Annotated in this window: 23 protein-coding genes; 7 read left to right on the forward strand and 16 right to left on the reverse strand. The window is 71.9% G+C overall.

The genetic code is table 11. From position 1 onward, the window contains the following. Positions 1–121 precede the first annotated feature (121 nt). Positions 122–958, reverse strand: coding sequence for a methyltransferase domain-containing protein (locus ACFZAT_RS15925; RefSeq protein ID WP_391264693.1), 837 nt, complete (start codon positions 956–958; stop codon positions 122–124). 70 nt (positions 959–1,028) lie between these two features. Between ACFZAT_RS15925 and ACFZAT_RS15930 the strand changes: the two genes are divergently transcribed. Both ACFZAT_RS15930 and ACFZAT_RS15935 read left to right on the forward strand, forming a co-directional pair. Beyond that, a complete protein-coding gene (locus tag ACFZAT_RS15930; protein ID WP_391264695.1) occupies positions 1,029–2,915 on the forward strand; it encodes a prolyl oligopeptidase family serine peptidase in 1,887 nt (628 codons plus the stop codon). A gap of 95 nt (positions 2,916–3,010) precedes the next feature. Further along, a complete protein-coding gene (locus ACFZAT_RS15935; protein ID WP_391264697.1) occupies positions 3,011–3,856 on the forward strand; it encodes an SURF1 family cytochrome oxidase biogenesis protein in 846 nt (281 codons plus the stop codon). Positions 3,857–3,928: 72 nt separating this feature from the next. On the opposite strand, the gene ACFZAT_RS15940 is transcribed toward ACFZAT_RS15935, so the two are convergent. The 7 genes from ACFZAT_RS15940 to ACFZAT_RS15970 all read right to left on the reverse strand — a co-directional run bounded on the left by ACFZAT_RS15940 (position 3,929) and on the right by ACFZAT_RS15970 (position 10,478). Beyond that, entirely contained in the window at positions 3,929–5,086 is a 1,158-nt protein-coding gene (locus tag ACFZAT_RS15940) for a hypothetical protein (protein ID WP_391264699.1), read from the reverse strand. A gap of 119 nt (positions 5,087–5,205) precedes the next feature. After that, positions 5,206–5,781 (reverse strand): SigE family RNA polymerase sigma factor, encoded by a 576-nt coding sequence (locus ACFZAT_RS15945; RefSeq protein ID WP_018102121.1) that lies wholly within the window; start codon positions 5,779–5,781, stop codon positions 5,206–5,208. A 383-nt stretch (positions 5,782–6,164) separates the two neighbouring features. After that, the gene (locus tag ACFZAT_RS15950) at positions 6,165–7,229 is read right to left on the reverse strand and encodes an aspartate-semialdehyde dehydrogenase (protein ID WP_391264701.1); all 1,065 of its coding nucleotides are present in this window, start codon (positions 7,227–7,229) and stop codon (positions 6,165–6,167) included. Beyond that, the gene (locus ACFZAT_RS15955; RefSeq protein WP_018102119.1) at positions 7,226–8,497 is read right to left on the reverse strand and encodes an aspartate kinase; all 1,272 of its coding nucleotides are present in this window, start codon (positions 8,495–8,497) and stop codon (positions 7,226–7,228) included. Before ACFZAT_RS15955 ends, ACFZAT_RS15950 begins: the two co-directional genes overlap by 4 nt. 211 nt (positions 8,498–8,708) lie before the next feature. Next, entirely contained in the window at positions 8,709–9,368 is a 660-nt protein-coding gene (locus ACFZAT_RS15960) for a DUF5063 domain-containing protein (protein WP_391264704.1), read from the reverse strand. A gap of 92 nt (positions 9,369–9,460) precedes the next feature. Then, complete coding sequence (recR, locus tag ACFZAT_RS15965) at positions 9,461–10,060, reverse strand: recombination mediator RecR (protein WP_018102117.1); 600 nt, start codon at positions 10,058–10,060, stop codon at positions 9,461–9,463. Positions 10,061–10,139: 79 nt separating this feature from the next. After that, on the reverse strand, positions 10,140–10,478 hold the full coding sequence (locus ACFZAT_RS15970; RefSeq protein ID WP_328904383.1) for a YbaB/EbfC family nucleoid-associated protein: 339 nt from the start codon (positions 10,476–10,478) through the stop codon (positions 10,140–10,142). Between the two features lie 383 nt (positions 10,479–10,861). On the opposite strand from ACFZAT_RS15970, the gene ACFZAT_RS15975 reads away from it, so the two are divergent. Next, positions 10,862–11,641 (forward strand): SLATT domain-containing protein, encoded by a 780-nt coding sequence (locus tag ACFZAT_RS15975; RefSeq protein ID WP_391265021.1) that lies wholly within the window; start codon positions 10,862–10,864, stop codon positions 11,639–11,641. Between the two features lie 49 nt (positions 11,642–11,690). Here ACFZAT_RS15975 and ACFZAT_RS15980 read toward each other — a convergent pair whose 3' ends face one another. Both ACFZAT_RS15980 and ACFZAT_RS15985 read right to left on the reverse strand, forming a co-directional pair. Next, the gene (locus ACFZAT_RS15980) at positions 11,691–12,341 is read right to left on the reverse strand and encodes a hypothetical protein (RefSeq protein ID WP_391264707.1); all 651 of its coding nucleotides are present in this window, start codon (positions 12,339–12,341) and stop codon (positions 11,691–11,693) included. 123 nt (positions 12,342–12,464) lie between these two features. Beyond that, positions 12,465–13,181, reverse strand: a complete 717-nt coding sequence (locus tag ACFZAT_RS15985) for a GntR family transcriptional regulator (protein WP_391264709.1) — start codon at positions 13,179–13,181, stop codon at positions 12,465–12,467. A gap of 142 nt (positions 13,182–13,323) precedes the next feature. On the opposite strand from ACFZAT_RS15985, the gene ACFZAT_RS15990 reads away from it, so the two are divergent. Next, positions 13,324–15,615 (forward strand): protein kinase, encoded by a 2,292-nt coding sequence (locus tag ACFZAT_RS15990; protein ID WP_391264711.1) that lies wholly within the window; start codon positions 13,324–13,326, stop codon positions 15,613–15,615. A gap of 74 nt (positions 15,616–15,689) precedes the next feature. On the opposite strand, the gene dnaN is transcribed toward ACFZAT_RS15990, so the two are convergent. The 4 genes from dnaN to ACFZAT_RS16010 form a co-directional block, all read right to left on the reverse strand. Next, positions 15,690–16,832, reverse strand: coding sequence for a DNA polymerase III subunit beta (dnaN, locus tag ACFZAT_RS15995; protein ID WP_391264713.1), 1,143 nt, complete (start codon positions 16,830–16,832; stop codon positions 15,690–15,692). 149 nt (positions 16,833–16,981) lie between these two features. Beyond that, positions 16,982–17,878: a glycoside hydrolase family 19 protein gene (locus ACFZAT_RS16000; protein ID WP_391264715.1), complete on the reverse strand. Its 897-nt coding sequence runs from the start codon at positions 17,876–17,878 to the stop codon at positions 16,982–16,984. Positions 17,879–18,065: 187 nt separating this feature from the next. Next, the gene (locus ACFZAT_RS16005; protein ID WP_391265022.1) at positions 18,066–18,938 is read right to left on the reverse strand and encodes a glycoside hydrolase family 19 protein; all 873 of its coding nucleotides are present in this window, start codon (positions 18,936–18,938) and stop codon (positions 18,066–18,068) included. Positions 18,939–19,149: 211 nt separating this feature from the next. Further along, entirely contained in the window at positions 19,150–20,433 is a 1,284-nt protein-coding gene (locus ACFZAT_RS16010; protein WP_391264717.1) for an adenylosuccinate synthase, read from the reverse strand. A gap of 186 nt (positions 20,434–20,619) precedes the next feature. On the opposite strand from ACFZAT_RS16010, the gene ACFZAT_RS16015 reads away from it, so the two are divergent. Continuing rightward, entirely contained in the window at positions 20,620–21,471 is an 852-nt protein-coding gene (locus ACFZAT_RS16015; RefSeq protein WP_391264719.1) for a diacylglycerol kinase, read from the forward strand. A gap of 13 nt (positions 21,472–21,484) precedes the next feature. Here ACFZAT_RS16015 and ACFZAT_RS16020 read toward each other — a convergent pair whose 3' ends face one another. After that, positions 21,485–22,039, reverse strand: a complete 555-nt coding sequence (locus ACFZAT_RS16020; RefSeq protein WP_391264721.1) for a MarR family transcriptional regulator — start codon at positions 22,037–22,039, stop codon at positions 21,485–21,487. A 99-nt stretch (positions 22,040–22,138) separates the two neighbouring features. Between ACFZAT_RS16020 and ACFZAT_RS16025 the strand changes: the two genes are divergently transcribed. Both ACFZAT_RS16025 and ACFZAT_RS16030 read left to right on the forward strand, forming a co-directional pair. Next, on the forward strand, positions 22,139–23,053 hold the full coding sequence (locus ACFZAT_RS16025) for an ATP-binding cassette domain-containing protein (RefSeq protein WP_391264723.1): 915 nt from the start codon (positions 22,139–22,141) through the stop codon (positions 23,051–23,053). After that, positions 23,050–24,675: an ABC transporter permease gene (locus ACFZAT_RS16030; protein ID WP_391264726.1), complete on the forward strand. Its 1,626-nt coding sequence runs from the start codon at positions 23,050–23,052 to the stop codon at positions 24,673–24,675. The genes ACFZAT_RS16025 and ACFZAT_RS16030 overlap by 4 nt, the downstream gene beginning before the upstream one ends. 170 nt (positions 24,676–24,845) lie before the next feature. Here the strand turns inward: ACFZAT_RS16030 and ACFZAT_RS16035 are convergent, their stop codons facing one another. After that, complete coding sequence (locus tag ACFZAT_RS16035) at positions 24,846–26,069, reverse strand: cytochrome P450 (RefSeq protein ID WP_391264728.1); 1,224 nt, start codon at positions 26,067–26,069, stop codon at positions 24,846–24,848. Positions 26,070–26,084 lie beyond the last annotated feature (15 nt).

The following is a 26,084-nucleotide window of genomic DNA, read 5'->3' on the forward strand; positions in this document are numbered from 1 at the left end:
CTCAAAAACCCGCCCCCCCCCCCCCCGGCGGGGCTGGCGGGGGGGTCCCGCCCGTGCTCGGGGGGGGGGGGGGCCCCCGGGCCCGGGGCCGGGGGGGGCCCCGGGGGCCCCCGCTTCTCCGTCAGGCCGCCGGCCGGGTCGCCTTGAGGGAGTACATCAGCGGGATGCGCGGACGGTCCGGCGGAAAGCGGAAGAAGTCGTCGCGTCCGCGTTCCAGGACCGGGAAACGCGCGAAGAGCGAGACGTCGTGCTCGTGAAGGAACTCGATCCGCAGACCGGCGGCAGCCAGCGCGGACACCACGCTGCCCACCGGATGCTGCCACTCGACGCTTCGGTTGTGGACGGTCGGGGCATCGAAGTCCGCGTACGTACCCGGCGTCTCGTCCACCCATGCCTCACGGCTGAAGTAGTCGTGGACGATCCGCGAACCCGTCTCGTCGTCCAGGCAGTCCGTGAGCGGATGGAACTCCGCGAGGTAGAGGAAGCCACCGGGCGCCACCAGCGAGGCGACCGTCTCGGCCCAGCGCTCGATGTCGGGCAGCCAGTTCAGCGCGCCGACGCCCGTGTAGACGATGTCGTACGAGGAGTCCGGTACGGCCTGGGCCGCGTCGTACACGTCGGCGGCGACGAAGGCCGCGCGGTCGGGGCCGAGCCCCAGATCCTGGGCGAGGGCGCGGGCGGTCTCGACGGCCGGTTCGGAGAAGTCGAGGCCGACGACCTGCGCAGCGCCGTGCCGCGCCCAGGAGAGCGTGTCGAGTCCGATGTGGCACTGCAGGTGCAGCAGCGACCGCCCGGTCACATCACCGACCTCGGCCAGCTCGAAGGGGCGCAGAGCGTCCTTCCCCGCTCGGAAGGAGCCCAGGTCGTAGAAGTCACTGCCTGCGTGGATGGGCACACGTTCATCCCACATCCTGCGGTTGGCCTCGCGCCAGTCGGGCGGTATCGGAGCGGTGGACATGTGCGCGAGGTTATCCACAGGCTGCGGGCGAAGCGAACGGATTGTCGGGCGCCCGGCGCAGAATGGGGTCATGACTGAGGCCACTGGTTCGCCGACGACCGCATCCGTCCCGCTGTGGGAGCAGCGTTTCCGCGCTCCCCGGGTGTCGCTGCCCGACTGGGCCGAGGACGCGCCGGACCGCGCGTTGTTCGTCTCCAACGCCACGGGGACCTACGAGCTGTACACGTGGGACCGGGCGACCGGTGAGCAGCGCCAGGTGACCGACCGGCCGAACGGGACGACGGACGGTGTGCTGACGCCGGACGGCGCGTCCGTGTGGTGGTTCGACGACACCGACGGGGACGAGTTCGGGGTGTGGATGCGCCGGCCGTTCCACGGCGGGGTGGACACCGGGTCCGCGCCGGCCGCGCCCGGCCTCGCGCCGTCCTACCCGGCCGGGCTCGCGATCGGCCGGGACAACACGGCGGTGATCGGCCGTTCGACGGACGAGGACGGCACGACGGTTCATGTCGTACGGCCCGGCGCGGACCCCGTGGAGATCTACCGGCACCGCGAGTCGGCCGGGGTCGGCGACCTGAGCCATGACGGGACGCTGATCGCGCTGGAGCACACCGAGCACGGGGACGCGATGCACTCCGCGCTGCGCGTGGTCCGGCCGGACGGGACGACCGTCGCGGAGCTGGACGACACCGAGGGCGGCACGAAGGAGCTGGGCCTCGCGGTCCTCGGCTTCGCGCCGGTCGACGGGGACACCCGGCTGCTGGTCGGACACCAGAGGCGCGGACGCTGGGAGCCGATGATCTGGGATCCGGTGGCGGGCACGGAGACGGACCTGGCCATCGACCTGCCGGGCGATGTGGGCGCCGAGTGGTATCCGGACGGCTCCGCGCTGCTCATCGAGCACGGCTTCGAGGCCCGCAGCGAGCTCTGGCGGTACGAGCCCGTCGCGGCCGACGGCAAGCCGGTCCGGGTGGAGACGCCGACCGGCACGGTCTCCGGCGCCACGGCCCGCCCGGACGGGACGGTCGAATATCTGTGGTCGTCGGCGGCCGAGCCGCCCGTCGTCCGCTCCACGACCGGCGCGGTGGTGCTCGACCCGCCCGGCGCCAAGGCCCCGGCATCGGTGCCCGTCGAGGACGTGTGGGTGGACGGGCCCGGCGGTCGCATCCACGCCCTCGTCCAGCGTCCGGCGGCTCCCGCCGAGGGGCCGTTCCCGACGGTCTTCGAGATCCACGGCGGCCCCACCTGGCACGACAGCGACGCCTTCGCGGCCGGCCCCGCGGCCTGGGTCGACCACGGCTACGCGGTCGTCCGGGTCAACTACCGCGGCTCGACCGGATACGGACGGGCGTGGACGGACGCGCTCAAGCACCGGGTCGGGCTGATCGAGCTGGAGGACGTCGCGGCGGTACGGGAGTGGGCGGTCAGGTCCGGCCTCGCGGACCCGGCGAAGCTCGTCCTGGCCGGCGGCTCCTGGGGCGGCTATCTCACGCTGCTCGGCCTCGGTACGCAGCCCGGTGACTGGGCGCTCGGACTGGCCGCGGTGCCCGTGGCGGACTATGTCACGGCGTATCACGACGAGATGGAGGCCCTGAAGGCGATGGACCGCACGCTGCTGGGCGGGACGCCGGAGGAGGTGCCCGAACGGTTCGAGGCGTCGTCGCCCCTGACGTACGTGGACGCCGTGCGCGCCCCGGTCTACATCTCCGCCGGGGTCAACGATCCGCGCTGCCCGATCCGCCAGGTGGAGAACTACGTGGACCGGCTGAAGGACCGGGACGCCGTGCACGAGGTCTACCGGTACGACGCGGGGCACGGCTCGCTCGTCGTGGAGGAGCGGATCAAGCAGGTGCGGCTGGAGCTGGACTTCGCCCGCCGCCACCTGCCCGGCGTGTCGCCTGCGGGGCCCGGAGACCCGGCCGGTCCGGGCGAGGAGGTGCCGGCCGGCGGCGCGTAGGAGTGGCGTCGCCCGGCGCGTAGGGGACGGATGAAGGGCCGCTTTCCGGGTGCCCCCGCTCCGGCCGGCCGGAGCGGGGACCGTACCGTGGAGGGGTGTACCGGTTCCTGCTGACCCCGCGGTGGTGGGGGATCAACCTCTTCGTCGTGCTGGCGATCCCGTTCTGCGTGTTCATGGGCACCTGGCAGCTCGGCCGCTTCGAGGACCGCGTGCACACGCACGAGGCCGCCGAGAAGCAGCCCGCGCCCGGCTCCCGGGCCGCCGAACCGCTCGACGAGCTCCTGCCCGTCGACACGGAGACCTCCGGCCGGCCCGCCACCGCGACCGGGCGGTACGCGGACCGCTTCCTGGTTCCCGGCCGTGAGCTGGACGACCGGAAGGGCTTCTACGTCCTGGACATGCTGCGGACGGACAGCGGCAAGGCCCTGCCGGTGGTACGCGGCTGGCTGCCCGGGAAGCCCGGACAGACCCGGGTGCCGCCCGCGCCGGCCGGCCGGGTCACGGTGACCGGCGACCTCCAGGCATCGGAGAACGCGGGCACCGCCGGGGTCGGCGCGACGGGCGGGCTGCCGGACGGCCAGGTCGGCATGATCAGCGCGGCCTCGCTCGTCAATCTGGTGCCTTACGACGTGTACGACGCCTGGGTGACGCTCCCGGCGAGCGGTGCGGGCGGCTCCGGGACGACCGCGCTGCGTCCGGTGCCGGCCGCCGCGCCGGAGGGCGGCGGGCTCGACCTCAAGGCCTTCCAGAACCTCGGCTACACGGGTGAGTGGTTCGTCTTCGCCGGGTTCGTGCTCTTCATGTGGTTCCGGCTGCTCCGGCGCGAGGCCGAGGCCGCCCGGGACGTCCGGCTCGGACTGGTCCCGGGGGCGGAGGCCGCCTCCCCGCCGGCCCCCGAGGAGGAGGCCGTCACCGACGCGGAGGTCCGCTCGGGAGCATGAGCGGGCGGCCTCGGCGGCGCGGACCCGCCCGGCGCCCCCGTAGCAGGCCCACCGGGCGCCCCGTAGCCGCTCCTACGACGACGGTTCCAGGACGCCTGTCCGGTAGATCGTTCCCGCGCAGGCGTTGTCGATCTTCGCAGCGGCGACCGGAGCCCCCGGCTCCGGGGTGTGCTGCACGGAGATGCTGCCCTGGGCGGGGGTGCCCCCGTCGGAGCCGAACTGTGTCTCCGTGCCCGTCTCGCTCTCTCCGGTGTCGCCGCCCGCAGCGGCCCCGGCCGAACCGCCGCTGCCGGCTCCCGCCGCGCCGTCCGTCGGCGTCGGGGAGGGCGAGCCACCGGTGGACGGGCAGGTGTCCTTGGGGACCCAGGCGAACTGCACCTCGTAGACCGCGTCCGGCTTCAGCAGGACGACGGCCTCCTCGGTGGCGGGGGCGGGCAGACCTGAGGCGGGGTCGCCCTCGGTGTGCTTGACGACCTGGATCCGGGTCGGATCGGCGGCGCCCATCGCCTCGAAGCCCACGGTGCCGCCGCTGCTCACCGCGCAGTTCTCGCCGGAGACGTTGGCGATGCGGAAGGCCCCGTACACCGTGCCGTCGGCACCCGCCGCGCCGGTACTGGCCGACTTCACGCCGAGCTGTGCCGGGTCGCACGGACGCATGACGTCCACCGCGCTTCTGGCGGGATCGGCTGACGGGCCGGCCGGGTCGCCGTCCTGGCCCTGGGCGCCGCTGTCGGACGGGCTCGTGGTGCTCTCCGGAAGCCCCTGGCCGCCGTTCGGGTGGCCGCCACCGCTCTCGCCGCCACCGCCGTTACCGGTGTCCGCGCCGGAGTCGTCGCCGTTGCCGCCCTGCGCCTGCTCGCCGTGGCCGGCGATGGCGGGGCTGGCCGTGCTGGAGCCGTCCGAGTTGGCGACGTGTACGAACGCCGGGATCGCGGTGCCGATGAGCAGTGCCGCCGCGGCGGCGCCGACCAGGGCCTGCCGCCGACGGGCCCGTCGGACGGGGACCGCGCGCTGCAGCCGGTCGAGGCTGCCCTCGCTCGGCTCCAGGCCCTGCACGACACCCTGCATCATGCGGCGCAGCGCGTCCTCGGCACCGTCGTCGCCCTCGTCGCCGAAGGGCGGGCCGCCGCCGGACGGGCCCCCTCCGCCGAACAGGCCGGCCGGGGCCACGAGGCCCTCGGTGTCGCCGTCGCGGTCCGCGTGCGGAGCGTTCTCCGGCCCGTGGTTCACAGTTCCGTTCCCAGTCCGGTCCAGCGGGAACCCGCGCGAGGCACCGCGCCGGTATCCGTTGCGGCCCCCCGGCCGCGGGTCCTGTTCATGGTCGTGATCGTGGTGGTCGTCGCGCCGGCTCATACCTGCGCCTCCATCACCACGCGCAGGGCGGCGATGCCGCGTGACCCGTACGCCTTCACCGAGCCCAGGGATATCCCCAGCGTCTCGGCGACCTGAGCCTCGGTCATGTCCGCGAAATAGCGCAGGACCAGCACCTCGCGCTGGCGCCTCTGGAGGCCGCGCATCGCCTTGATCAGCGCGTCCCGCTCCAGCTGGTCGTACGCCCCCTCCTCGGCGCTCGCCATGTCCGGCATCGGCTTGGAGAGCAGTTTCAGCCCGAGGATCCGGCGTCGCAGCGCCGAGCGGGAGAGGTTGACGACGGTCTGCCGCAGATACGCGAGGGTCTTCTCGGGCTCGCGGACCCGGTTGCGCGCGGAGTGCACGCGGATGAACGCCTCCTGCACGACGTCCTCGCAGGATGCCGTGTCGTCCAGCAGCAGGGCCGCGAGGCCGAGCAGCGAACGGTAGTGGGCGCGGTAGGTTTCGGTGAGATGGTCGACGGTGGTTCCGGCTGCCACGCTCTCTTCAGCACCCTCGCGCTGCGCCGGCAGCCCCGTCTGGCGCGCGGCGGGCATGGGCGCGATCACCGGCATGCCACCGGCTGCACGGGCCCGTCGGAGCGGTCGCACCGAAGCGCCGCGCAAGGGGCCCACCACTGTGATATCGAGAACCTCTGCCACGCCAGTTGGACACGCTTCCCCCCGTCAGGGTTGTACGCATACGGCACCGCGTTTGAAGCCCTGCGCAATGCCTTCATACGTACCCGCTCTTCCCCAGATGCCTCGCACATGCGCCCCGCCGCGCAAGAAGTGACCGCTTAGACGCCTGGCGCCCGACCCGCGGTTGCAACGAACCGAAAGGTCATCGTCTGTCACGGCGACTGCCCAGCTCAAGAGGTTCAGACCAGCGAGTTGCTCACAGAACGTTCACAGAAAGTGCAAAACAGGTTCGATCCGGACCTCATGATCGCGGCCGGTCACGACCGGGGGAATTCGGCGGCCACGGATTCGGCGATCTGGGCCACGTTGAGCGCGGCCCCCTTGCGGAGGTTGTCGCCGCAGACGAAGAGTTCCAGCGCCTGCGGGTCGTCCAGCGAGCGCCGGACCCGGCCGACCCAGGTCGGGTCGGTGCCGACCACGTCGGACGGGGTGGGGAAGTCGCCGGCGCCCGGGCTGTCGTACAGCACGACCCCGGGAGCGGTCGCCAGGATCTCGTGGGCCCGGTCGACCGCGACCTCGTTCTCGAAGCGGGCGTGCACGGACATCGAGTGTGTGGCGACGACGGGTACGTACACACAGGTCGCCGACACCCGCAGGCTCGGCAGGCCGAGGATCTTGCGGCACTCCTCGCGGATGGCCAGTTCCTCGGACGACCAGCCGTCCCCGGCGTCCGTCCCGGCCCACGGGACGACGTTGAGCGCGACCGGAGCGGCGAACGGGCCGCCGTGCGTGTCGCCCACGACACGGCGCACATCGCCCGGTTTCGTACCGAGTTCGGTGCCGGCCACCATCGAGAGCTGTTCGCGCAGGGCGGCGACCCCGTCGCGGCCGGCGCCGCTGACGGCCTGGTACGAGGAGACGACGAGTTCCCGAAGGCCGAACTCGGCGTGCAGGGCGCCGACCGCGACGATCAGCGCCAGCGTGGTGCAGTTCGGGTTCGCCACGATGCCGCGCGGCCTCATCCGCACGGCATGGGGGTTGATCTCGGGCACGACGAGCGGAACGTCGTCGTCGGTCCGGAAGGCGGCGGAGTCGTCGATGACGACGGCGCCCTTGGACGCGGCGAGCGGGGCCCAGCGCGCGGAGACATCGGCGGGCAGCAGGAACAGTGCCACGTCGATGCCCTCGAAGACGTCCTCGGTGAGTTCGAGGACCTCGCTCTCCTCACCGCGTACGACCAGCTTGCGGCCGGCCGAGCGCGGTGAGGCGACGAGTCTGACCTCGCCCCAGACGTCCGCGTGCTGCGAGAGGATCTGGAGCATGACGCCACCGATCGCCCCGGTCGCACCGACGACCGCGAGCGAAGGGCGGCGTGCGGTCATCGGCCGGTGCCCCCGTACACGACGGCCTCGTCGGAGTCGCTGTCGAGACCGAAGGCGGTGTGCACGGCGCGCACGGCCTCGTTGACGTCGTCGGCACGGGTGACCACCGAGATCCGGATCTCGGACGTCGAGATCAGCTCGATGTTGACGCCGGCGTCGGACAGTGCCTCGAAGAAGCCCGCGGTGACCCCGGGGTTCGTCTTCATACCGGCGCCGACCAGGGAGATCTTGGCGATCTGGTCGTCGTAGCGCAGCGAGTCGAAGCCGATCACGCCGCGGTTGCGCTCCAGGGCGTCGATGGCCTTGCGGCCCTCGGCCTTCGGGAGCGTGAAGGAGATGTCCGTCAGACCCGTCGACGCGGCGGAGACGTTCTGCACCACCATGTCGATGTTGACCTCGGCGTTCGCGATCGTACGGAAGATCGCGGCGGCCTCGCCCGGCTTGTCGGGCACGCCGACGACGGTGATCTTGGCCTCGGAGACGTCATGGGCGACTCCGGAGATGATCGCGTGCTCCACCTTCTGGTCCCCTTGCGGCTCGTTGCTGACCCAGGTGCCGCGCAGTCCGGAGAAGGACGAGCGGACGTGGATCGGGATGTTGTATCGGCGTGCGTACTCGACGCAGCGGTGCAGCAGCACCTTGGAGCCGGACGCGGCGAGCTCCAGCATGTCCTCGAAGGAGATCCAGTCGATCTTACGGGCCTTCTTGACGACCCGCGGGTCGGCGGTGAACACGCCGTCCACGTCGGTGTAGATCTCGCAGACCTCGGCGTCCAGCGCGGCCGCGAGCGCGACGGCAGTGGTGTCGGACCCGCCGCGGCCGAGGGTGGTGATGTCCTTCTTGTCCTGGGACACACCCTGGAACCCCGCGACGATCGCGATGTTCCCCTCGTCCAGCGCCGTACGGATACGGCCCGGCGTCACATCGATGATGCGCGCTTTGTTGTGGACCGAGTCGGTGATGACGCCCGCCTGGCTGCCGGTGAACGACTGGGCCTCGTGGCCCAGGTTTTTGATCGCCATGGCCAGCAGTGCCATGGAGATCCGCTCTCCCGCGGTCAGCAGCATGTCGAACTCACGCCCGGCCGGTATCGGGGATACCTGCTCGGCGAGATCGATCAACTCGTCCGTCGTGTCGCCCATCGCGGACACCACGACAACCACCTGGTTGCCGTTCTTCTTGGCATCGACGATTCGCTTGGCGACGCGCTTGATGCCCTCGGCATCGGCTACGGAGGAGCCTCCGTACTTCTGCACGACAAGGCCCACGTGCGCTCCTCGCTCAGTCCATTACTGCGGTCGGCTCAGTTTAACGAGCAGCCCGGAAACGCCCCGCTGATACCACATGGTGAGATGTCCCGCTCACCACGTGATCATCGGGGCGCCACCCGAACCGCTCGTACCGGCCTGCTGCCCACCGAACACGTACGCATTCCCCTTTGTGGCCCAGCCCACACGTGGTCGCGCCGACCGGACCCGCCTACTTCGCCGGGCGCAGCCCCAGCGGGCCCGCGATCTCCTCGAACATGACGCGGCCCGCCTCCTCGGCGAGGTCGTCGTCGCCGGCGTCCTGGTCGGTGTCCAGGCCGTCCAGCTCCTGGAGAGGCTGGTTGAGGCGGATGTGGGCGATCAGGGACTGGAGGGCGCGGAGGGTGGCGGAAGCGGTGGAGCCCCAGTTGGAGAAGTAGGAGAACTGCCACCACCACAGGGCCTCGGTGGTGCGGTCCTCCTCGTAATGGGCCAGGCCGTGGCGCAGGTCGGTGACGAGGTCGGCCAGGTCGTCGGAGATGCGGGATGCGACCGGGGCCTTGCGGGGCTCGTACGGGTCGAAGACCTCGGAGTAGACGTCGATCGGCTCCAGGAGGGCCGCGAAGCGCTCGCGCAGGCCGTCCGCGTCCGGTTCGGCGCCGAGGTCGGGCTCGTAGCGCTCGTCGGGGACGATGTCCTCGTACGCGCCGAGCCGGCCGCCGGCCAGCAGGAGCTGGGAGACCTGGAGAAGCAGGACCGGAACGGCCTCTTCCGGCTCCTCGACCTTGGACACCTCGGTGACCGCGACGATGAACGTCTTGATCTGGTCCGCGATCTGGACCGCGAAATCGCCGGGGTCCTGCGTGACGGTGTTCAACGTGGCGTCAGACATCGAGGAGACCTCCCGTGTGCACGGTCGGAGACGGTGAGTAGAAGATAACCGCGCTGAACGTAAAGCCGCCGTGAGATGCGGAATCGCGACCGTCAGACATCGAGCAGCCGCCTCCCCTCGAAGGCGCGGCCGAGCGTGACCTCGTCCGCGTACTCCAGGTCGCCGCCCACCGGCAGGCCGCTGGCGAGCCGGGTGACGCGCAGGCCCATCGGCTTGACCATCCGCGCCAGATACGTCGCGGTGGCCTCGCCCTCCAGGTTGGGGTCGGTCGCCAGGATCAGTTCGGTGATGGAGCCGTCGGCGAGACGTGCGAGGAGCTCACGGATGCGCAGGTCGTCGGGGCCGACGCCCTCGATGGGGCTGATGGCCCCGCCCAGCACGTGGTAGCGCCCCCGGAACTCACGGGTCCGCTCGATCGCGACGACGTCCTTGGGTTCCTCGACCACGCAGATGACCGACCGGTCGCGCCGCTGGTCGCGGCAGATGCCGCACTCCTCTTCCTGGGCCACGTTGCCGCAGACCGCGCAGAAGCGGACCTTGTCCTTGACCTCCAGGAGGGCGTGGGCCAGGCGCCGCACGTCCGTGGGCTCCGCCTGCAGCACGTGGAAGGCGATCCGCTGCGCGCTCTTGGGACCGACGCCGGGCAGCCTGCCCAGTTCGTCGATGAGGTCCTGAACCACGCCTTCGTACAACGGAACGCCTTCCTGACTGAGTCGGCTGAGTCGTGGTACGTACCGTAGGGGGTACGCACGGTCTTGGGTATGCGGCCGGTCAGAACGGGAGGCCGGGCATGCCGCCGCCCAGGCCCTGGGTCAGCGGGCCCAGCTTCTGCTGCTGGAGCTGCTGGGCGTTCTCGTTGGCCGCCTGGACCGCCGCGACGACGAGGTCCGCGAGGGTCTCGGTGTCCTCCGGATCCACCGCCTTCGGGTCGATCACCAGGGAGCGGAGCTCTCCCGAGCCGTTGACCGTCGCCTTGACCAGACCGCCGCCCGCCTGACCGTCGACCTCGGTCCTGGCAAGCTCTTCCTGGGCCTGGGCGAGCTCCTGCTGCATCTTCTGGGCCTGCTGCAGCAGCTGCTGCATATTGGGCTGACCACCACCGGGAATCACGGTCACTCCAGGCATTTCGACGACAATTGTTTCGGTACGCCGAGCCTACGTTGTCCCCGGGCGGCGCGCCCCACCCGCCGAGGAGCAACTCTTTCGGGTGAGATCCAGGCGGCGGTGCCGGGTCTCCTATACCTGACCAGAGGCCGTGCACACCCGGGAATACCGCGATTTCGACCCCACGGCCCACCATTCGGCGGTAGGAAGAGCATGCGTCCCGACACGCACGCGCCTACCCCTCGTCACGCATGGTTACGCATGGGGGACTGCCCGTCGCGTCCAGGGGCCGGGAGCGGAGCAGAGATCCGTCCCGTCGTCGAGTACGCGGCCGAGAGCACGCGTCGCCATGCAGCATGCAGAGGAGTACCCCGGTGAGTCAGCCGGAGATGCAGCCCGAAGTGCCGCCCCGCAAGTCCGGCACGTCCGGCCCGGCGGGTGCGGCCGCTCCCTCCGGTACGGACTCCGAGGACCGTGCGGGGCGGGTCCGTGACCTGACCGGGGAGCCGTTCCCGCTGGGGGACTGGGGGGAGCCCTCCCAGCGGCTGGACGAGCTCTACCGGTGGCTGGAGGCGGACGCACTGCGCACCGCCGACTGGTATCTGAACGACCGGCTGTGGAAGCGGCGCGGCGCCAGAACGCTGCGGATGGGCACCGCCGCCGGGGCGGTCGCGGGTGCCGCCCTGCCGCTGCTCGACCTGACGGGCGCGCTGCACGGTGCCGCCGGCTGGGGCTATCTGTCGCTGTTGCTCGGCGCCGCGTGCATGGCGTGCGACCGCTACTTCGGCCTGACCTCGGGCTGGATAAGGAACCTCGCGACCGCGCAGGCCGTGCAGCGCCGGCTCCAGGTGCTCCGGTTCGACTGGGCGTCGGAGTGCGTACGGGAGGTGCTCGGCCCGGCCGAGGGCACCGCGAGCGAGGCGACCGAACGGTGCCTGGGCGTGCTGCGGCGCTTCTCCGAGGACATCACGGAGCTCGTGCGGTCGGAGACCGCCGACTGGATGGTGGAGTTCCGGGCCGGGCCCGCACCGCTGGGGATGCAGGCCCTGGTCTCCGGCGGCTCCGGGAACGGGCGCCCGGAACCGGGCTCGGCGCCCGGCCGCTTCCCGCTCCAGTCGATGGGCCGGCCGAACATGCCCCGGCAGCGCCCGCCGGAGTCCCCGCGCTGACCGTTCGCCGGACGGCGCGGGGACTCCGGCGCGGGGCACCGGGACCGCGTCAGCTGAAGACGATCATCGATCCCTGGGCGAGGCTGCGGGTGGCCGCGGCGTGCAGGCCGAGCCAGACGTGGCGCTCCCGGGCGAAGGGGTTGTCGTCGTACGGGACGGAGGTCGCCGGTTCCTCCAGCTCGGTGGGGGCGGTGGGCGGAAGGGGGGCGGCCGGCGGGTTCGCCGGGTCGATTCCGATGGCCGGGGCGACGAACTCCAGCTCGCGCAGCAGTCCGTGCGCGGAGCCGAGCGGGCCGCCCGCCGCCAGCAGGTCGTCGGTGGAGACGGGCGCCTCGAAGTCGAGGGGGACGTACGCCCCCGCGTGGTCGAAGTGCCAGACCAGGTGCGACTGCCGGGCCGTGGACTCGAACATCTCCAGCAACTGCTCGTAGTCCCCGCCCAGCTCACCGACCGGCGTGACGGCGAGGCCGCTGAGCTGGAGCAGATAGGCGCGGCGGAGGAAGTGCAGGGCGTCGTAGTCGAAGCCCGCGACCGGGGCGACGTCTCCGGTCAGTCCCGGCATGTAGGCGTAGACGGGGACGGGCGGCAGTCCGGCCTCGCCCAGGGCTTTGTCGTAGAGGGCGATCTCTTCGGCGAAGGGGTTGTCGGGGCTGTGGCACAGCACATCGACGAGGGGGACAAGCCACAGGTCACAGGCCACGAAGTCTCGCTCTCCAACGGGGGCGTGCGGTGGTCGGGACAGCGTAATGCGACCGGCAGCGCGCGCACAGTGGTCGCTCACGACCTGCCCGGGGCGTGGAGGGGCGGCGGCGGCGCCGGGGGCTCAGGCGTGCCCCTCGGTCTCGTCCGCGGACGGCCCCAGCCCGGCCAGGCGGTCGGCCCAGCTCAGCGCGTGGCCGTTGTACCCGTCTATCACCGTGCGCAGGGCCTCGCGGTCCCGGTGTGTGATGGCGGCGACCAGTTCGGCGTGGCCGTTCCACAGCCAGTCCCGCAGATCGGCGTCGCCCCGCAGGTAGGGCACGGCGAACACCCATGCCTGGACGCGCAGCCGGTGCAGGAAGTCGCTGATGTAGCCGTTGCCGATGAGCCCGCCGAGCTCGCGCCAGAAGCGCAGGTCGTAGCCGATGAGGATGTCCAGGTCACCGCTGCGGGCCGCGCGGGCGGCCTCCTCGGCCCGGCGGCGCACGGAGACGAGCGCGTCCCGGTAGTCGGCACGCCGGTCCGGGACCGGCTCGGGGAAGACGTCCCGGATGACCCCGTCCATGACCAGGGCGCGGGCCTCCACCATCGCCCGGTAGTCCGCGACCGTGAACTGGTGCACCCGGAATCCGCGGTGCTGGTCGGATTCGAGCAGGCCCTGCGCGGACAGGTCGAACAGCGCCTCACGGACGGGGGTCGCGGACACCCCGTACTGCTCGGCGATCTGCTTGACGGTGAACTCCCGCCCCGGCAGCAGACGCCCGGCGAGCACCTCGTCACGCAGCGCGTCCGCGATCTGCTGCCGCAGGGTGCTGCGGGTGACGGCTCCGCTCGGGCACATGGCGCCCCTCCCCCATTCGGTTCCGGGTCACCTTAGACCGGGGTCGCACCGGCCCCGAGCCCCGGAGGGGCCCGGCCGGACGATCCACGCCGCTATTCTCGTCCCCGTCCGGCGTGTTGTCGTACGGGGGAGGCCGCACACCATGGAGAAGCTCGGGTCGACCGATCCACAGCGCATCGGCGCCTACCGCCTGCTGGGACGCCTCGGCGTGGGCGGGATGGGCCAGGTGTATCTGGCCAGGTCCGACCGGGGCCGTACGGTCGCGCTCAAGCTGGTACGCGAGGAACTGGCCGCCCAGCAGGAATTCCGGGACCGCTTCCGCCAGGAGGTACGGGCCGCCCGCCGGGTCGGTTCCACGTGGACCGCGCCCGTCCTGGACGCCGACACCGAGGCCGACGTCCCCTGGGTCGCCACCGGATACGTGGCCGGTCCCTCCCTGCACGCCACCGTCTCGGGAAGGCCGGGCACCGCGTCCGGCCCGGCCCCCGGCGCCTACGGTCCGCTGCCGGAGCGGTCCGTCCGCGTTCTCGGCTCCGGGCTGGCGCACGCCCTGAAGGCCATCCACACGGCCGGCCTGATCCACCGGGACCTGAAACCCTCCAACATCCTGCTCACGATCGACGGCCCGCGCGTCATCGACTTCGGGATAGCCAGGGCTCTGGACACCATCACCGACGGCGGCCTCACCCGCACCGGCGCCCTGGTCGGCACCCCCGGTTTCATGTCTCCGGAGCAGGTGCGGGGCGAGCGGGTGAGCGCGGCCAGCGATGTGTTCTGCCTGGGGTCGGTGCTGACCTACGCCCTGACCGGCCGGCTTCCCTTCGGCGCCGTGGCCAACGAGATGCACGCCCTGCTGTTCCGCATCGCGCAGGAGGACCCGGACCTGACCGGGGTCACTCCGGGGCTCGACGACCTGATCCGCGGCTGCCTCCACAAGGACCCGCAGGCCCGGCCTTCCACCGACGACATCCTGGCGCTCCTGGCCGACGGCGACAACAGCGCGGAACCCTGGCTCCCGGGCGCGCTCCTCGCCCAACTCGGCCGCCACGCCGTGGAACTGCTCGACTCCGAGGACCCCGAAGACGCTGTGCCGGCCGGCGACGCCCCGACGGACGCGGGGGCGGGCGGCAGCGCCCCGACCGCGGTGGCGGCCGACAGCGCCCCGAAGGACGCGGTGGCGGGCCCGGATCCGGCCCGGACTCCGAGCAACGCCCCCTCCCCGAGCGCCTCCCCCGTCCCGGGGGCCGGGAAGCCGCAGGGCGCGGTCCCTCTCACCAAGCCCGGCGCCCCGGCCGACGCGGTGAGCGACGCACCGTCCGGCGCTGCTCCCGACGCGCGGCCCGCCGCTGCTCCCGATGCCCGGTCCGAGCCCCCGTCCGGGGCCCCGTCCGACGCTCCTTCCGCCGTCCCGGCCGTACCGGGCGCCGAGCCTCCCGTCGAGCCGGCAACCGAGGTCATCGACGCCCCCACCGGTCCGACCGCCCCGCTCCCGTCCCCCGGGCTGCCCGGGCCCGTCCACGCGCTCCCCGCCTCGGCCGCCGGCGCGGCCGCCACGCCGCCGAGCGGGCCGCCCCCGGCCACCCCGCCTCCCGGCTACGGCTACCCGCACCAGACCGCCCAGCCGCAGCAGGTCCAGGGCTTCGGCCACCCGCAGCAGCCCAACCCCGCCCAGGCGTACGGCTATCCACAGCAGCCCGGCCAGGGCCAGGCATACGGCTACCCCCAGCAACCGAGCCCGGACCACGGCTACCCGTACGGCTATCCGCAGCAGCCGGGCCAGGGCGCCACGCCCCCGTACGGGCCCGGCTACCCCACCGGCACCCAGCATCCGGCCCCCGCTCCCGAACCGGCCCGCAGGAGCAGCGGCTCGACCATCGCGCTGATCCTCGTCGCCGTACTGGTCGCCATAGGCGCGGGCGGGTCCGTCTACGCCCTCATGAACGACCAGGGCGGGACGCCCACGGCCAAGCCCAGCCGCTCGGCCGGTCCCTCCCCGTCGCAGGCCATCGACGACTCCCCCTCCCCCGACGTCTCCCCGGACCCCTCGCCCGACGACGGGGACAACGGCGAGGAGGGCGGCGTCCCCGACGGGTACCTCGGCTCCTGGTCCGGCAGCATCGACAATGCCACCGGCCACTCCACCCGTGAACTCGTCATCCGCCAGGGCGCGGTGGGAGACACGGTCCTCACCCTCACCGCCGAGGGCCCCCTCGCCACCGGCGGCACCTACCGGTGTGTCTTCGAGGCGACCCTGACCGCCGAGGCCGCCGACGGCGAGTCCGTCAGCATCGGCCCCTCCACGGTGACGGAGGGCGAACCGGCGGCTTCCTGCACTCCGGGGGCTCCGACCACGCTCACCCTGCTCCCGGACGGCGGGCTGAGCCGTGAGAACACGTCGAGCGGCGAGAAGCTGACGTACACGAAGACCGGCTGACCCGCCGGGCCGGGCGGGGCCGGAACCACCCGTGCGTGCACACGGCTGCCCTTCGCCCGTCCGCGCCGCCGGTTTCACTGGACGAGCGGCCGGAGCGACATGAGCAGGTGCTGGTGGACCGTGTCCCCCGCCCCGTCCGCCGCTGCCGTCGCTTCCTCGTGGTCCCGGTGTCCGGTGATCATGGCGCGCTGCCCCTGGCCCATGAGCTGGAACCGGACCACCGGGGTGTCGAATGTGGCCAGCGCGTCCATCAGGTAGGACGGGTTGAACCCCACGGTGATCTCGTCGGCGCCGAGGAGTCGGGCAGGCAGACGCTGGGATGCCACGTCGTCCTCGTAACCGGCCTGGAGCAGGACGGAGTCGCCGCTGAACGCGAACTGGAGCGGGCTGTCTCCGTCCGCCACGACCGCGACCCGCTTCACCGCCTCGACCAGCGGTTCGCGCTCGGTCACCGCCTTGACCGGCCGACTGAGCAGGAACAGCTTGTCGTGGCGCGGGAGCCTGCCGTCGAGCAGCCGGACCGTGGTGCGCATGCCCTCCCGTTCGAAGCCCGCCGAACCGCCGTCCAGGGCGAGGCGGACCGTACCGGGGCGGGCGCCGACCGAGCGGGCGATCTCGCTGAGCCGACGGGCCGAGACGACGACGTCCGCCGTGGCGCCGTGGCCCGTGGGCCGCCAGTCGAGCGTGCGGACGGCGAAGCGGTAGCGGTCGGTGGCGGCGAGGGTCATCCGCCCGCCGTCGAGCGCCAGGCGGATTCCGGTGAGCGTGGGGAGGGTGTCGTCCCGGCCGGCGGCCACCGACACATCGGCGACGGCCGCCGCGAACTCGGGCCCGTCCACCTCACCGAGTATCTCCGGCAGCGGCGGCAGCGCGGGGTAGTCGTCCAGGGGCAGGACGGACAGCCCGAATCCGGCGCCGCCGCCCGTCACCGTGAACCGTGAACCCTCGACCGCGCATTCCACCGGTCCGTCGGGCAGCACCTTGCACACGTCCAACAGGCGGCGCCCCATGACCAGGACCTTCCCCGGCCGTTCCGTCCGCGCCGCGACCTCGATGCGGGCGGACGCCTCGTAGTCCAGACCGGAGATGCTCAGCCTGTCGTCCGCCGCTTCCAGCAGCAGCCCGCCGAGGACGGGCACGGGTGACCGGGTGGGCAGGACGCGGGCGGCCCAGGAGACGGCGTCCGTCAGCTCGCCTCGTTCGATCCGGAACTCCATCGTGATGACCTCTCCTCGTGCGCCGACCGGCTGCGGTCCCGACGCTTGCGACGTTAGAGGCGGCCACTGACAACGAGGCGGGGGACGCCTCCGTCCGCAAGGCCGGAGGCGTCCCCCACACGAGTGAAGTTGCCGGATGAAAGCGCTGGTCAGCAGCTCAGGTTGGAACCGGGCGTGGTGCCGAGGATCTGCACGAACGCCTGGTACTTGTCGATGCGGCTCTGGACCTGGGCGGGGTTGCCGCCGTTGCACTCGATCGAGCCGTTGATGGAGCGGATCGTCTCACCGAAGCCGGCGCCGTTCACCATGGCGTTGTGGGCGGTCATGGTGCCGGGGCCGCTCTGGGTGTTCCAGTACCAGAGACCGGTCTTCCAGGCCACGGCCGCGTCCTGCTCGACCAGGTAGGGGTTGCCCAGCAGGTCGATGCCGAGCGCGTCGCCCGCGGCCTTGTAGTTGAAGTTCCAGCTGAGCTGGATCGGACCGCGCCCGTAGTACGCGGCCTGGCCCGCCGGGCAGCCGTAGGGCTGGCTGCTGTCGCAGTAGTGCGGGTAGTTGGCGGTGTTCTGCTCGACGATGTACACCAGCCCGCCGGTCTCGTGGCTGACGTTGGCGAGGAAGGCCGCGGCCTCCTGCTTCTTGACGGTGTCACTGCCCGTGTTGGCGAAGCCCGGGTAGGCGTCCAGCGCGGCGACCAGCCCGCTGTACGTGTAGAAGGAATTGCGGCCCGGGAACATCTGGTTGAACTGCGCCTCGCTGACCACGAATCCGGAGGACGAGCCCGGGTCGCCCGGGTCCGTGCCGCCTCCGCTTCCGCAGGCACCCTGGTCGGCCCAGACGTCCGAGCTGCCCGGCTTCTCGTTCTGCGTCCACCACTTGGCGGTCCAGTTGTGCCCGTTGTACGAGGCGGTGCCGCCGCCCGTGTAGACGGACGAGGCGTTCCAGGCGGCCGCGCAGTCGGCGGCCGACGCGGTGGTGGCGGGGAGTACGACGAGCCCTGCGACGACCGCGCCCAGCGCGGCGAGCAGGCCCATGATGCGACGGAACATCTGCACACTCCTTCGTCGCGGCGCGCCGGTCGTCGCGGCGCACCGCCGTGGGGGGTTGCCGCCACTCAAGCGCGGTTGGTCTGGACCTGTCAAGGTCTAGACCAAAAACCGGAACCTCTTCCACCGCGCCGACCCCGGAGCCTCCCGCGACGCAAAGACCGCATCCGCCCCGGAGCTTGAAACGGCATCAGCAGGTGAGATGCGAACCCGGATCGACGCCGATGACCTCTGTGATGTGCTCGTACTTGGCCGCCCGCGCCTGCACCGAGCCGGGGTTTCCGCCGTTGCACTCCAGTGAGCCGTTGAGCGAGCGAATGGTCTCACCGAAGCCGGCCCCTCCGACCATGGCGTCGTGGGAGGTCATGGTGCCGGGGCCGTTCTGGGTGTTCCAGTACCAGAGCGCGGTCTGCCAGGCGACGGACGGATCACGCTCCACCAGCCACGGGTCGTTGAGCAGATCGAGACCGAGCGCGTCTCCGGCGGCCTTGTAGTTGAAGTTCCAGCTGAACATGATCGGGCCGCGCCCGTAGTAGGCGGACTGGCCCGCCGGGCAGCCGAACGGCTGGCTGTAGTCGCACTTGATCCAGTAGTTGGCCTCGTTGATCTCCTTCACGTACCGCAGGCCGACCGACTCGAAGTCGGCATGCGTCAGGAAAGCCGCGGCCTCCCGGCTCCTGGTCTCCTCGGTCCCGGTGTTGGCGAAGCGGGGATACGCGTGCAGCGCGTCGATCAGGCCCTGGTAGGTGTAGAAGGGGTCGCGCTCGGGGAAGATCTCGTCGAACTCCGCCTCGCTGATGACGAAGTCGGACACCCCTCCCGTACAGGCGCCCGCGTCCGCCCAGACAGTGGTGGCGCCCGGGTTCTCGTTCTGCGTCCACCACTTCGCCGTCCAGTTGCGGCCGTGGTGCGAGACCGTGCCGCCGGCCCGGTAGGCGGTCGAGGAGCTCCAGAGGGGTGCGCACGACGCGGAGCCTGTGGCGTCCGAGGCGGCCGGCGCGGCGGTTGCGGCACCGGGCAGGAAGGCTGCCGCGGCGACGACCGCGCTCAGTACGGTCAGGATGCTCTTGATGCGGTTCAGCGCTGCTCACTCCTTCGACAGGACGGGCATGGTGCGCCGCACACCCCGGCGGGCGGGCCGTGCGAGCATCCCTGCACCCAACCGTCGCTGGTCTGAACCTGTCAAGGTCTAGACCAGACGGCCTCACTGGGCGCGCACACGGCGGAGGGCCGGGGCTCAACCGCCGCCCCGGCCCTCCTGTGCACCCGTACGACTACAGGAACGAGTTGATCTCGATGGTCTCGGTGCGGCCGGGGCCGACGCCGATAGCGGAGATCGGGGCGCCGGACATCTCCTCCAGCGCCTTCACGTACGCCTGCGCGTTCTTCGGCAGGTCGGCGAACGTCTTCGCCTTGGTGATGTCCTCGGACCAGCCCGGAAGCATCTCGTACACCGGCTTCGCGTGGTGGAAGTCGGTCTGGCTGTACGGGAGCTCCTCGACGCGCTTGCCGTCGATCTCGTACGCGACGCACACCGGGATCTGCTCCCAGCCGGTCAGCACGTCCAGCTTGGTGAGGAAGAAGTCGGTGAGGCCGTTGACCCGGGTCGCGTACCGCGCGATGACCGCGTCGAACCATCCGCACCGGCGGTCACGGCCGGTGGTGACACCGCGCTCGCCGCCGATACGCCGCAGCGCTTCGCCGTCCTCGTCGTGCAGCTCGGTCGGGAACGGCCCGGCGCCGACACGGGTCGTGTACGCCTTGAGGATGCCGATGACCCGGCTGATCTTGGTCGGACCCACACCGGCACCGGTGCAGGCGCCGCCCGCGGTCGGGTTCGAGGAGGTCACGAACGGGTACGTGCCGTGGTCGACGTCGAGCAGCGTGCCCTGGCCGCCCTCGAACAGGACGACCTTGCCCTCGTCGATGGCGTTGTTCAGGACGAGCGTCGTGTCGGCCACGTAGGGCTTGAGCTGCTCCGCGTACTGGAGCATGTCCTCGACGACCTTGCCGGCCTCGATGGCGCGCCGGTTGAAGACCTTGGCCAGAAGCTGGTTCTTCTGCTCCAGGGCCGCCTCGACCTTCTGCTCCAGGATCGACTCGTCGTAGAGGTCCTGGACGCGGATGCCGACCCGGTTGATCTTGTCGGCGTACGTCGGGCCGATGCCGCGACCGGTGGTGCCGATCTTGCGCTTCCCGAGGAACCGTTCCGTCACCTTGTCGACGGTGACGTTGTACGGAGTGATCAAATGAGCGTTGCCGCTGATCAGCAGCTTCGACGTGTCCACGCCGCGGTCGTTCAGCCCACTCAGCTCGGAGAGCAGGACCGCCGGGTCGACGACGACACCATTACCGATGACCGGGGTACATCCCGGTGACAGGATGCCGGAGGGGAGGAGATGCAGTGCGTACTTCTGGTCACCGACGACCACCGTGTGGCCGGCATTGTTGCCGCCCTGGTAGCGCACCACATAGTCCACGGATCCACCGAGGAGGTCGGTGGCCTTTCCCTTGCCCTCGTCACCCCACTGAGCACCGAGCAGCACAAGTGCGGGCACAGGCGTACACCCCTTCCGGGCGGGGCATGTCCAAGGTCAGGGGGCGTACGAAAACGCCGTACATGCCGTACGTCGTTGTACGGCACAGTCCGAACCGTCGAACCGGGTGCCCCGGAATAGACGAAACCCCTGGCGCAATAGCGCAAGGGGCTCTTGCACCAAGATGCTACCCGAGGAAGGACCGAGGTGTCGGCTGCCCAGCCCCCCGGTAACGGTGCGCCCCACCTGCTGGTGGTGATCGATCCGGTCGCCCGGCGGACGGACGGCGAGTCCGTCCGCATCGCGAAGGACGTGCTGAGCGCGGGCTCGCACGCCAAGATCTGCCTCCCGGACAGCCCCGGGGAATTCGCCCGGGCCCTGTCCCGCCGGGGCGGCCGTCGGCCGGTGGTGATCGGCGACGACCGGGCGCTGCGGCGCGCCGTGTCGCTGCTGCACCGGGAGCGGGAGCCCGCCATGAGCGCGTTGTCGCTCGTCCCCGTCGGCGCGTCGGGCGCGCTGGAACTCGCCCACTCGCTCGGCGTGCCGAACGGCGCCGTGGCGGCGGCGCGCACGGCGCTGGACGGGGCGGTGCGCCGCCTCGACCTGCTCGTGGACGACAGCGACGGCGTGGTTTTGGGCGCGCTGCGCATCCCCGCGCTGAACGGCGCCCCCGGCACGGGTGTGGACCGCCCGGGCGTGTCCTCCGTCTGGGATGCCTGCCGCTCCCTGGTCCGCACCCTCGTGCGCCCCGCACCTCCGGAACCGCTCCCCCTGCCGCCGACGCACCGGCTGCGCGTGGAGGCCGACGGCGTCGTGCTGAACGACCTCGACCGTCCGGTCGCCTCCGTGACGGTGACGTCGGGCTGCGGCGACGACGGCCTGGCCGCCGTGACGATCGACGCGCCGGACACCGCCCCGGTCACCACGGAGGCGAAGGCGGTCACGGTCTCGGGGGCGGACTTCCGCTACCGGGCGGACATACAGGTCGCGGGGCCGGTGCGGACCCGGACGTGGACGGTCCGGGCGGGGGCCTGGGGGCTGATGCTCCCGGCGGGATAGCGGGCGCGGACGGTCAGGCGCCCGCGCCGGAGCTGCCCGCCGGCAGGTCGAGGGTCTTGCGGTGCTCCTCCCAGCGGCCCATCAGCCCCTCCAGCTCCGACTGCAGGAACTCGAAGAACGCCGCCGTCTCGGCGATCCGGGCGCCGGCCGGGGTGTGCTCGCCGAGCGTGCGCGCGCCTTCCTTGAGGGTGCGCTCCCAGCGGGTGAGGACCTGGTCGCGGCTGGCGAAGGTGGTGTACCAGATCTCGTTGTGCAGGCGGTACCGATCGCGGCGCGAGCCCGGTTCGCGTTCGCGGCCGACCATGCTGACCTGCGTGAGGTAGTTGATCGCGCCGGACACGGCGGCGGGGCTGATCTGCAAGGCAAGGGCGAGCTCCGCCGAGGTCATCGAGGCGTCGTCGTCCGCGAGCAGCGCCGCGAAGACGCGCGAGGCCATGCGCTGCATCCCCGCCTCGGTCATCTCGGACGCGAACCGCTCGACAAACCGCGCGACGGCCTCGGCATCTCGGTCCCCGGGGCCCCGGACCGCGCCCTCGGCCGCCATTTCCTCCGCGGATTCGCCGCTCATCCCGCTCCTCTTCCTCCGTGCGCCACTGCATGTCACTCCTTCGAGTTTATACGGTTCCTTAACTTCACAATTTTGTGAAAGTAGCGTACGTTCAAAATCATGACGAAGGCAATCACCGTGGCCGGACTGTGCAAATCGTTCGGCCGGACGCAAGCGCTGGACGGGCTCGACCTGGCCGTCGAGACCGGTGAGGTCCACGGCTTCCTCGGTCCGAACGGATCGGGGAAGTCCACCACCATCCGGGTCCTGCTGGGGCTGCTCAGAGCCGACTCCGGTGCGGCCCAGCTGCTCGGCGGCGACCCCTGGCACGACGCGGTCGAGCTGCACCGCCGCATGGCATACGTGCCGGGGGACGTCACGCTCTGGCGCAACCTCTCCGGCGGCGAGGTGATCGACCTGTACGGGCGGCTGCGCGGCGGTCTCGACGAAGCGCGGCGGGCGGACCTCGTGGACCGCTTCGAGCTCGACCCGACGAAGAAGGGGCGGACGTACTCCAAGGGGAACCGGCAGAAGGTGGCCCTCGTCGCCGCCTTCGCGTCGGATGTCGATCTGCTGATCCTGGACGAACCGACCAGCGGGCTCGATCCGCTGATGGAGGAGGTCTTCCAGAGCTGCGTGGCCGAGGAGCGTGAGCGCGGCCGGACGGTGCTGCTCTCCAGCCACATCCTGAGCGAGGTCGAATCGCTCTGCGACCGGGTCAGCATCATCCGCCAGGGCCGGACGGTGGAGACCGGATCGCTGGCGGACATGCGCCATCTGACGCGCACGCACATCAGCGCCGAGCTGATACGCGATCCGGACGGCCTGACACAGCTCCCAGGTGTCCATGACCTCGGCGTCGAAGGGCGGCGGGTCTCGCTCCAGGTGGACACCGACCAGCTGGACGCCGTCCTCAAGTCCCTCTCGCTGTCCGGTGTCCGCTCGCTGACGTGCACCCCGCCCACGCTGGAAGAGCTTTTCCTCCGGCACTACACGGCGGACGGCGCTCAGTCGTCGGGGGTGGTGGCGCGATGACCGCCGTGCCCCTCGTGACGAAGGCGGGCGTGCGACGCCGGGCCTCCACCGGACAGCTCACCGGGACCTGGGCCCTGCTGAGACTCGCCCTGCGGCGGGACCGCATCGTCATCCCCGTCTGGGTTCTCGTGCTCGGCGGCTCCTTCTTTTCCGTCGGTACGTCCATCTCCTCGCTCTACGAAACGCCCGCCCAACGGGCCCAGCTCGCCGCGTCGATGAACGGCAACAGCTCCGTGCGGGCCATGTACGGGCCCGTTTTCGGCGACTCCGTCGGGGGCCTTGTCAGCTGGCGCATGCTCGCCTTCGGCGCGGCGCTGGCGGCGGTGATGAGCCTGGTCGTCGTCGTGCGCCACACCCGGGAGGAAGAGGAGACGGGGCGTCAGGAGATGCTTTCGTCGGCGATGGTGGGGCGCCGTGCTCCGCTCACCGCCGCACTGCTCGCGGCTCTGATCGCCAACGTCGGCCTGGCGCTGGTGATCACAGCCGGAATGGCCGGCTCGGGTGCGGGTGGCGCGGGAGCGGTGGCGCTCGCGTCGGCCGTCGCCGGGGTCGGGTCGCTGTTCGCCTGCACCGCAGCGATCGCCGCGCAGTTCACCGAGAGCGGGCGCCTCGCGAAGGGGGTCACGGCGACGGCGGTGGGTGCCGCGTTCGTCCTGAAGGCGGCGGGCGACTCGGCCACGGACGACGGCTCCTCCCTCCTCACCTGGCTCTCCCCCCTCGGCTGGGCGGAGAACGTCCGGCCGTACGCGGAGGAGCGCTGGTGGGTGCTCCTCCTGATCGGCGGCGCGGTGGCGGTGCAGTGCCTCGTGGCGTACGCGCTGACCGGGCGCCGGGACGTCGGCATGAGCTTCCTGGCGGCGCGCCCGGGGCCGGCGCGGGGCCGGATGTCCACCGCCTGGGCCCTGGCGATACGGCTGCAACGCGGCGCGCTCCTGGGGTGGACGGTGTCCTTCGCCGTGGTCGGCTTCGTCTTCGGCGGACTGGCCGGCGGGGCGGCGGACCTCGTCGGGGACAACGAAAAGGCCCGGGAGATCTTCGAGCGGATGGGCGGGCAGTCCGGCCTCACCGACGCGTTTCTCGCCTCGATGGTCTCCGTGCTCGGCACGGTCGCCGCTCTGTACATCGCCGCGTCGGTGCTCCGGCTGCACGGTGAGGAGACCGCCGGCCGCGCGGAGCCGGTGCTCGCGGGCGGGGTCGGCCGGCTCCGCTGGGCGGGGGGCCATCTGCTCATCGCCTTCGGCGGGGCGGCCCTGATCATGGCGGTCGGCGGTCTCGGCCTGGCGGCGGGATACGGCCACGCGCTCCCGGCCGTGCTCGGCGCCTGCCTCGTGCAACTGCCCGCCGTCTGGCTGCTCGGCGGGATCACGGCCCTGCTCCACGGGGCGATACCGAAGGCGGCCCCGGCGAGCTGGGGCGCGGTGGGGCTGTGCCTGGCGCTCGGCTGGATCGGGCCCGCCCTGGACCTGCCGCAGCCGGTGCTGGACGCGTCGCCCTTCACGCACCTGCCGAAGCTGCCGGGAGCCGGGATGGAGTGGGGGCCGGTGCTGCTCCTCACCGCGTTGTCGGCGGCGCTGGTGGCCGCGGCCCTGGCGGCGTTGCGCCGCCGGGATCTGGTGACGTGAGAGCGCGGCGGGCGGACGGGGGCAGGGCGGGCGGATAGGGGCAGGGCGGGCGGATGGGGGCAGGGGCCGGTGGCCGCCCACCCCCGCCCGGGAGAGCCCGCCCCCGCCCGGGAGAGCCCGCCCCCGCCCGGGAGCCCAGCCCCGCCCGGCATCCCGCCCGCCCCGCGGACTCACACCTCGACCCGCAGCTCCTTCAGGCCCCTGATGACATAGCCCGGGTTCCACTCGGGCTCGGCGGCCAGTCGCAGGCCGGGGGCCTTGCGCAACAGCTCACCGAAGGAGGCGGCCAGCTCGACCCGGGCGAGCGGGGCGCCCAGGCAGAAGTGGATCCCGGCACCGAAGGTGATGTGCGGGTTCTCCCGCCGGGCGAGGTCCAGGGTGTCCGGGGCCGCGAAGCGGGCGGGGTCGCGGTTGGCCGACCCGAAGAGCAGGGCCACCTCGGAGCCCCGTGGAATGACCGTGCCGTCGATCTCGATGTCGTCCAGGACCCAGCGCTCGAACATCTGGAGGGGAGTGTCGTACCGCATCAGTTCTTCCAGCGCCGTGGGCAGCAGCCCGTGGTCGGCGCGGAGGGCGGCCAGTTGCTCGGGGTGGCGCAGCAGCGTCCACCAGCCGTTGACCGTGGTGTTGACGGTCGCCTCATGCCCGGCATTCAGGAGGAGGACGCAGGTGGAGACCATCTCCTGCTCGCTCAGCCGCTCGCCCTCGTCGTGGGCGGCGACGAGGGCGGAAATCAGGTCGGTGCCCGGGTGGACGCGCCGCTCGGCGATCAGCTCGCGCAGATACGCGGAGAATTCGAGGGAGGCTCGGACGGCGGCGCGGGCGGTGTCCTCGGACGGGTTGAGCTCGAACATCCCGCAGATCGCCGCGGACCAGGGCCGCAGCGGGGCCCGGTCGGACTCCGGGATACCGAGCATCTCGGCGATCACGGCCACGGGCAGCGGCTCGGCGACGGCCGCCAGCAGGTCGCCCCCGCCCTGCTCGACGAAGTCGTCCACGAGTCCGGCGGCCAGCCGCTGGACGGTGGGGACGAGTTGTTCGACCGTGCGCGGGGTGAACGCCTTGGACACCAGGCGCCGGATGCGGGTGTGGTCCGGCGGTTCGAGGTCCAGCAGCCCCTGCCCGTTGAGCGTCTCGAACGGCTCGTGCTCCGGGGGCGGGGGTGTCCGGCCGAACTCCTCGTGTGTGAACCGGTGGAGGTAGGTGCGGCCCAGCCGCCGGTCTCGCAGCAGGGCCGACACATCGGCGTAGTGCGGGACGAGCCACTGGTCGGTGGGCTCGAAGTAGTGCGCCCGGCCGGTGGCCCGCAGTTCGGCGTAGGCGGGGTACGGGTCGGCGACGAACGCCGCCGACCAGGGGTCGAACGGGGCGGGGGAGGTGCGGGGCTGGTCCATGGGCCGACGCTAGAC

The organism is Streptomyces sp. NPDC008163, assembly GCF_042956885.1.
Lineage (GTDB): Bacteria > Actinomycetota > Actinomycetes > Streptomycetales > Streptomycetaceae > Streptomyces > Streptomyces drozdowiczii_A.

What these genes read in the sequence shown, in the direction of transcription:
- ACFZAT_RS15925 (WP_391264693.1), bottom strand. Translation starts at nt 958, where the DNA reads ATGTCCACCGCTCCGATACCGCCCGACTGGCGCGAGGCCAACCGCAGG.
- ACFZAT_RS15930 (WP_391264695.1), top strand. Translation starts at nt 1,029, where the DNA reads ATGACTGAGGCCACTGGTTCGCCGACGACCGCATCCGTCCCGCTGTGG.
- ACFZAT_RS15945 (WP_018102121.1), bottom strand. Translation starts at nt 5,781, where the DNA reads ATGCCGGTGATCGCGCCCATGCCCGCCGCGCGCCAGACGGGGCTGCCG.
- ACFZAT_RS15950 (WP_391264701.1), bottom strand. Translation starts at nt 7,229, where the DNA reads ATGACCGCACGCCGCCCTTCGCTCGCGGTCGTCGGTGCGACCGGGGCG.
- ACFZAT_RS15960 (WP_391264704.1), bottom strand. Translation starts at nt 9,368, where the DNA reads ATGTCTGACGCCACGTTGAACACCGTCACGCAGGACCCCGGCGATTTC.
- ACFZAT_RS15975 (WP_391265021.1), top strand. Translation starts at nt 10,862, where the DNA reads ATGCAGCCCGAAGTGCCGCCCCGCAAGTCCGGCACGTCCGGCCCGGCG.
- ACFZAT_RS15985 (WP_391264709.1), bottom strand. Translation starts at nt 13,181, where the DNA reads ATGTGCCCGAGCGGAGCCGTCACCCGCAGCACCCTGCGGCAGCAGATC.
- ACFZAT_RS15990 (WP_391264711.1), top strand. Translation starts at nt 13,324, where the DNA reads ATGGAGAAGCTCGGGTCGACCGATCCACAGCGCATCGGCGCCTACCGC.
- dnaN (WP_391264713.1), bottom strand. Translation starts at nt 16,832, where the DNA reads ATGGAGTTCCGGATCGAACGAGGCGAGCTGACGGACGCCGTCTCCTGG.
- ACFZAT_RS16000 (WP_391264715.1), bottom strand. Translation starts at nt 17,878, where the DNA reads ATGTTCCGTCGCATCATGGGCCTGCTCGCCGCGCTGGGCGCGGTCGTC.
- ACFZAT_RS16020 (WP_391264721.1), bottom strand. Translation starts at nt 22,039, where the DNA reads ATGAGCGGCGAATCCGCGGAGGAAATGGCGGCCGAGGGCGCGGTCCGG.
- ACFZAT_RS16025 (WP_391264723.1), top strand. Translation starts at nt 22,139, where the DNA reads ATGACGAAGGCAATCACCGTGGCCGGACTGTGCAAATCGTTCGGCCGG.
- ACFZAT_RS16030 (WP_391264726.1), top strand. Translation starts at nt 23,050, where the DNA reads ATGACCGCCGTGCCCCTCGTGACGAAGGCGGGCGTGCGACGCCGGGCC.
- ACFZAT_RS16035 (WP_391264728.1), bottom strand. Translation starts at nt 26,069, where the DNA reads ATGGACCAGCCCCGCACCTCCCCCGCCCCGTTCGACCCCTGGTCGGCG.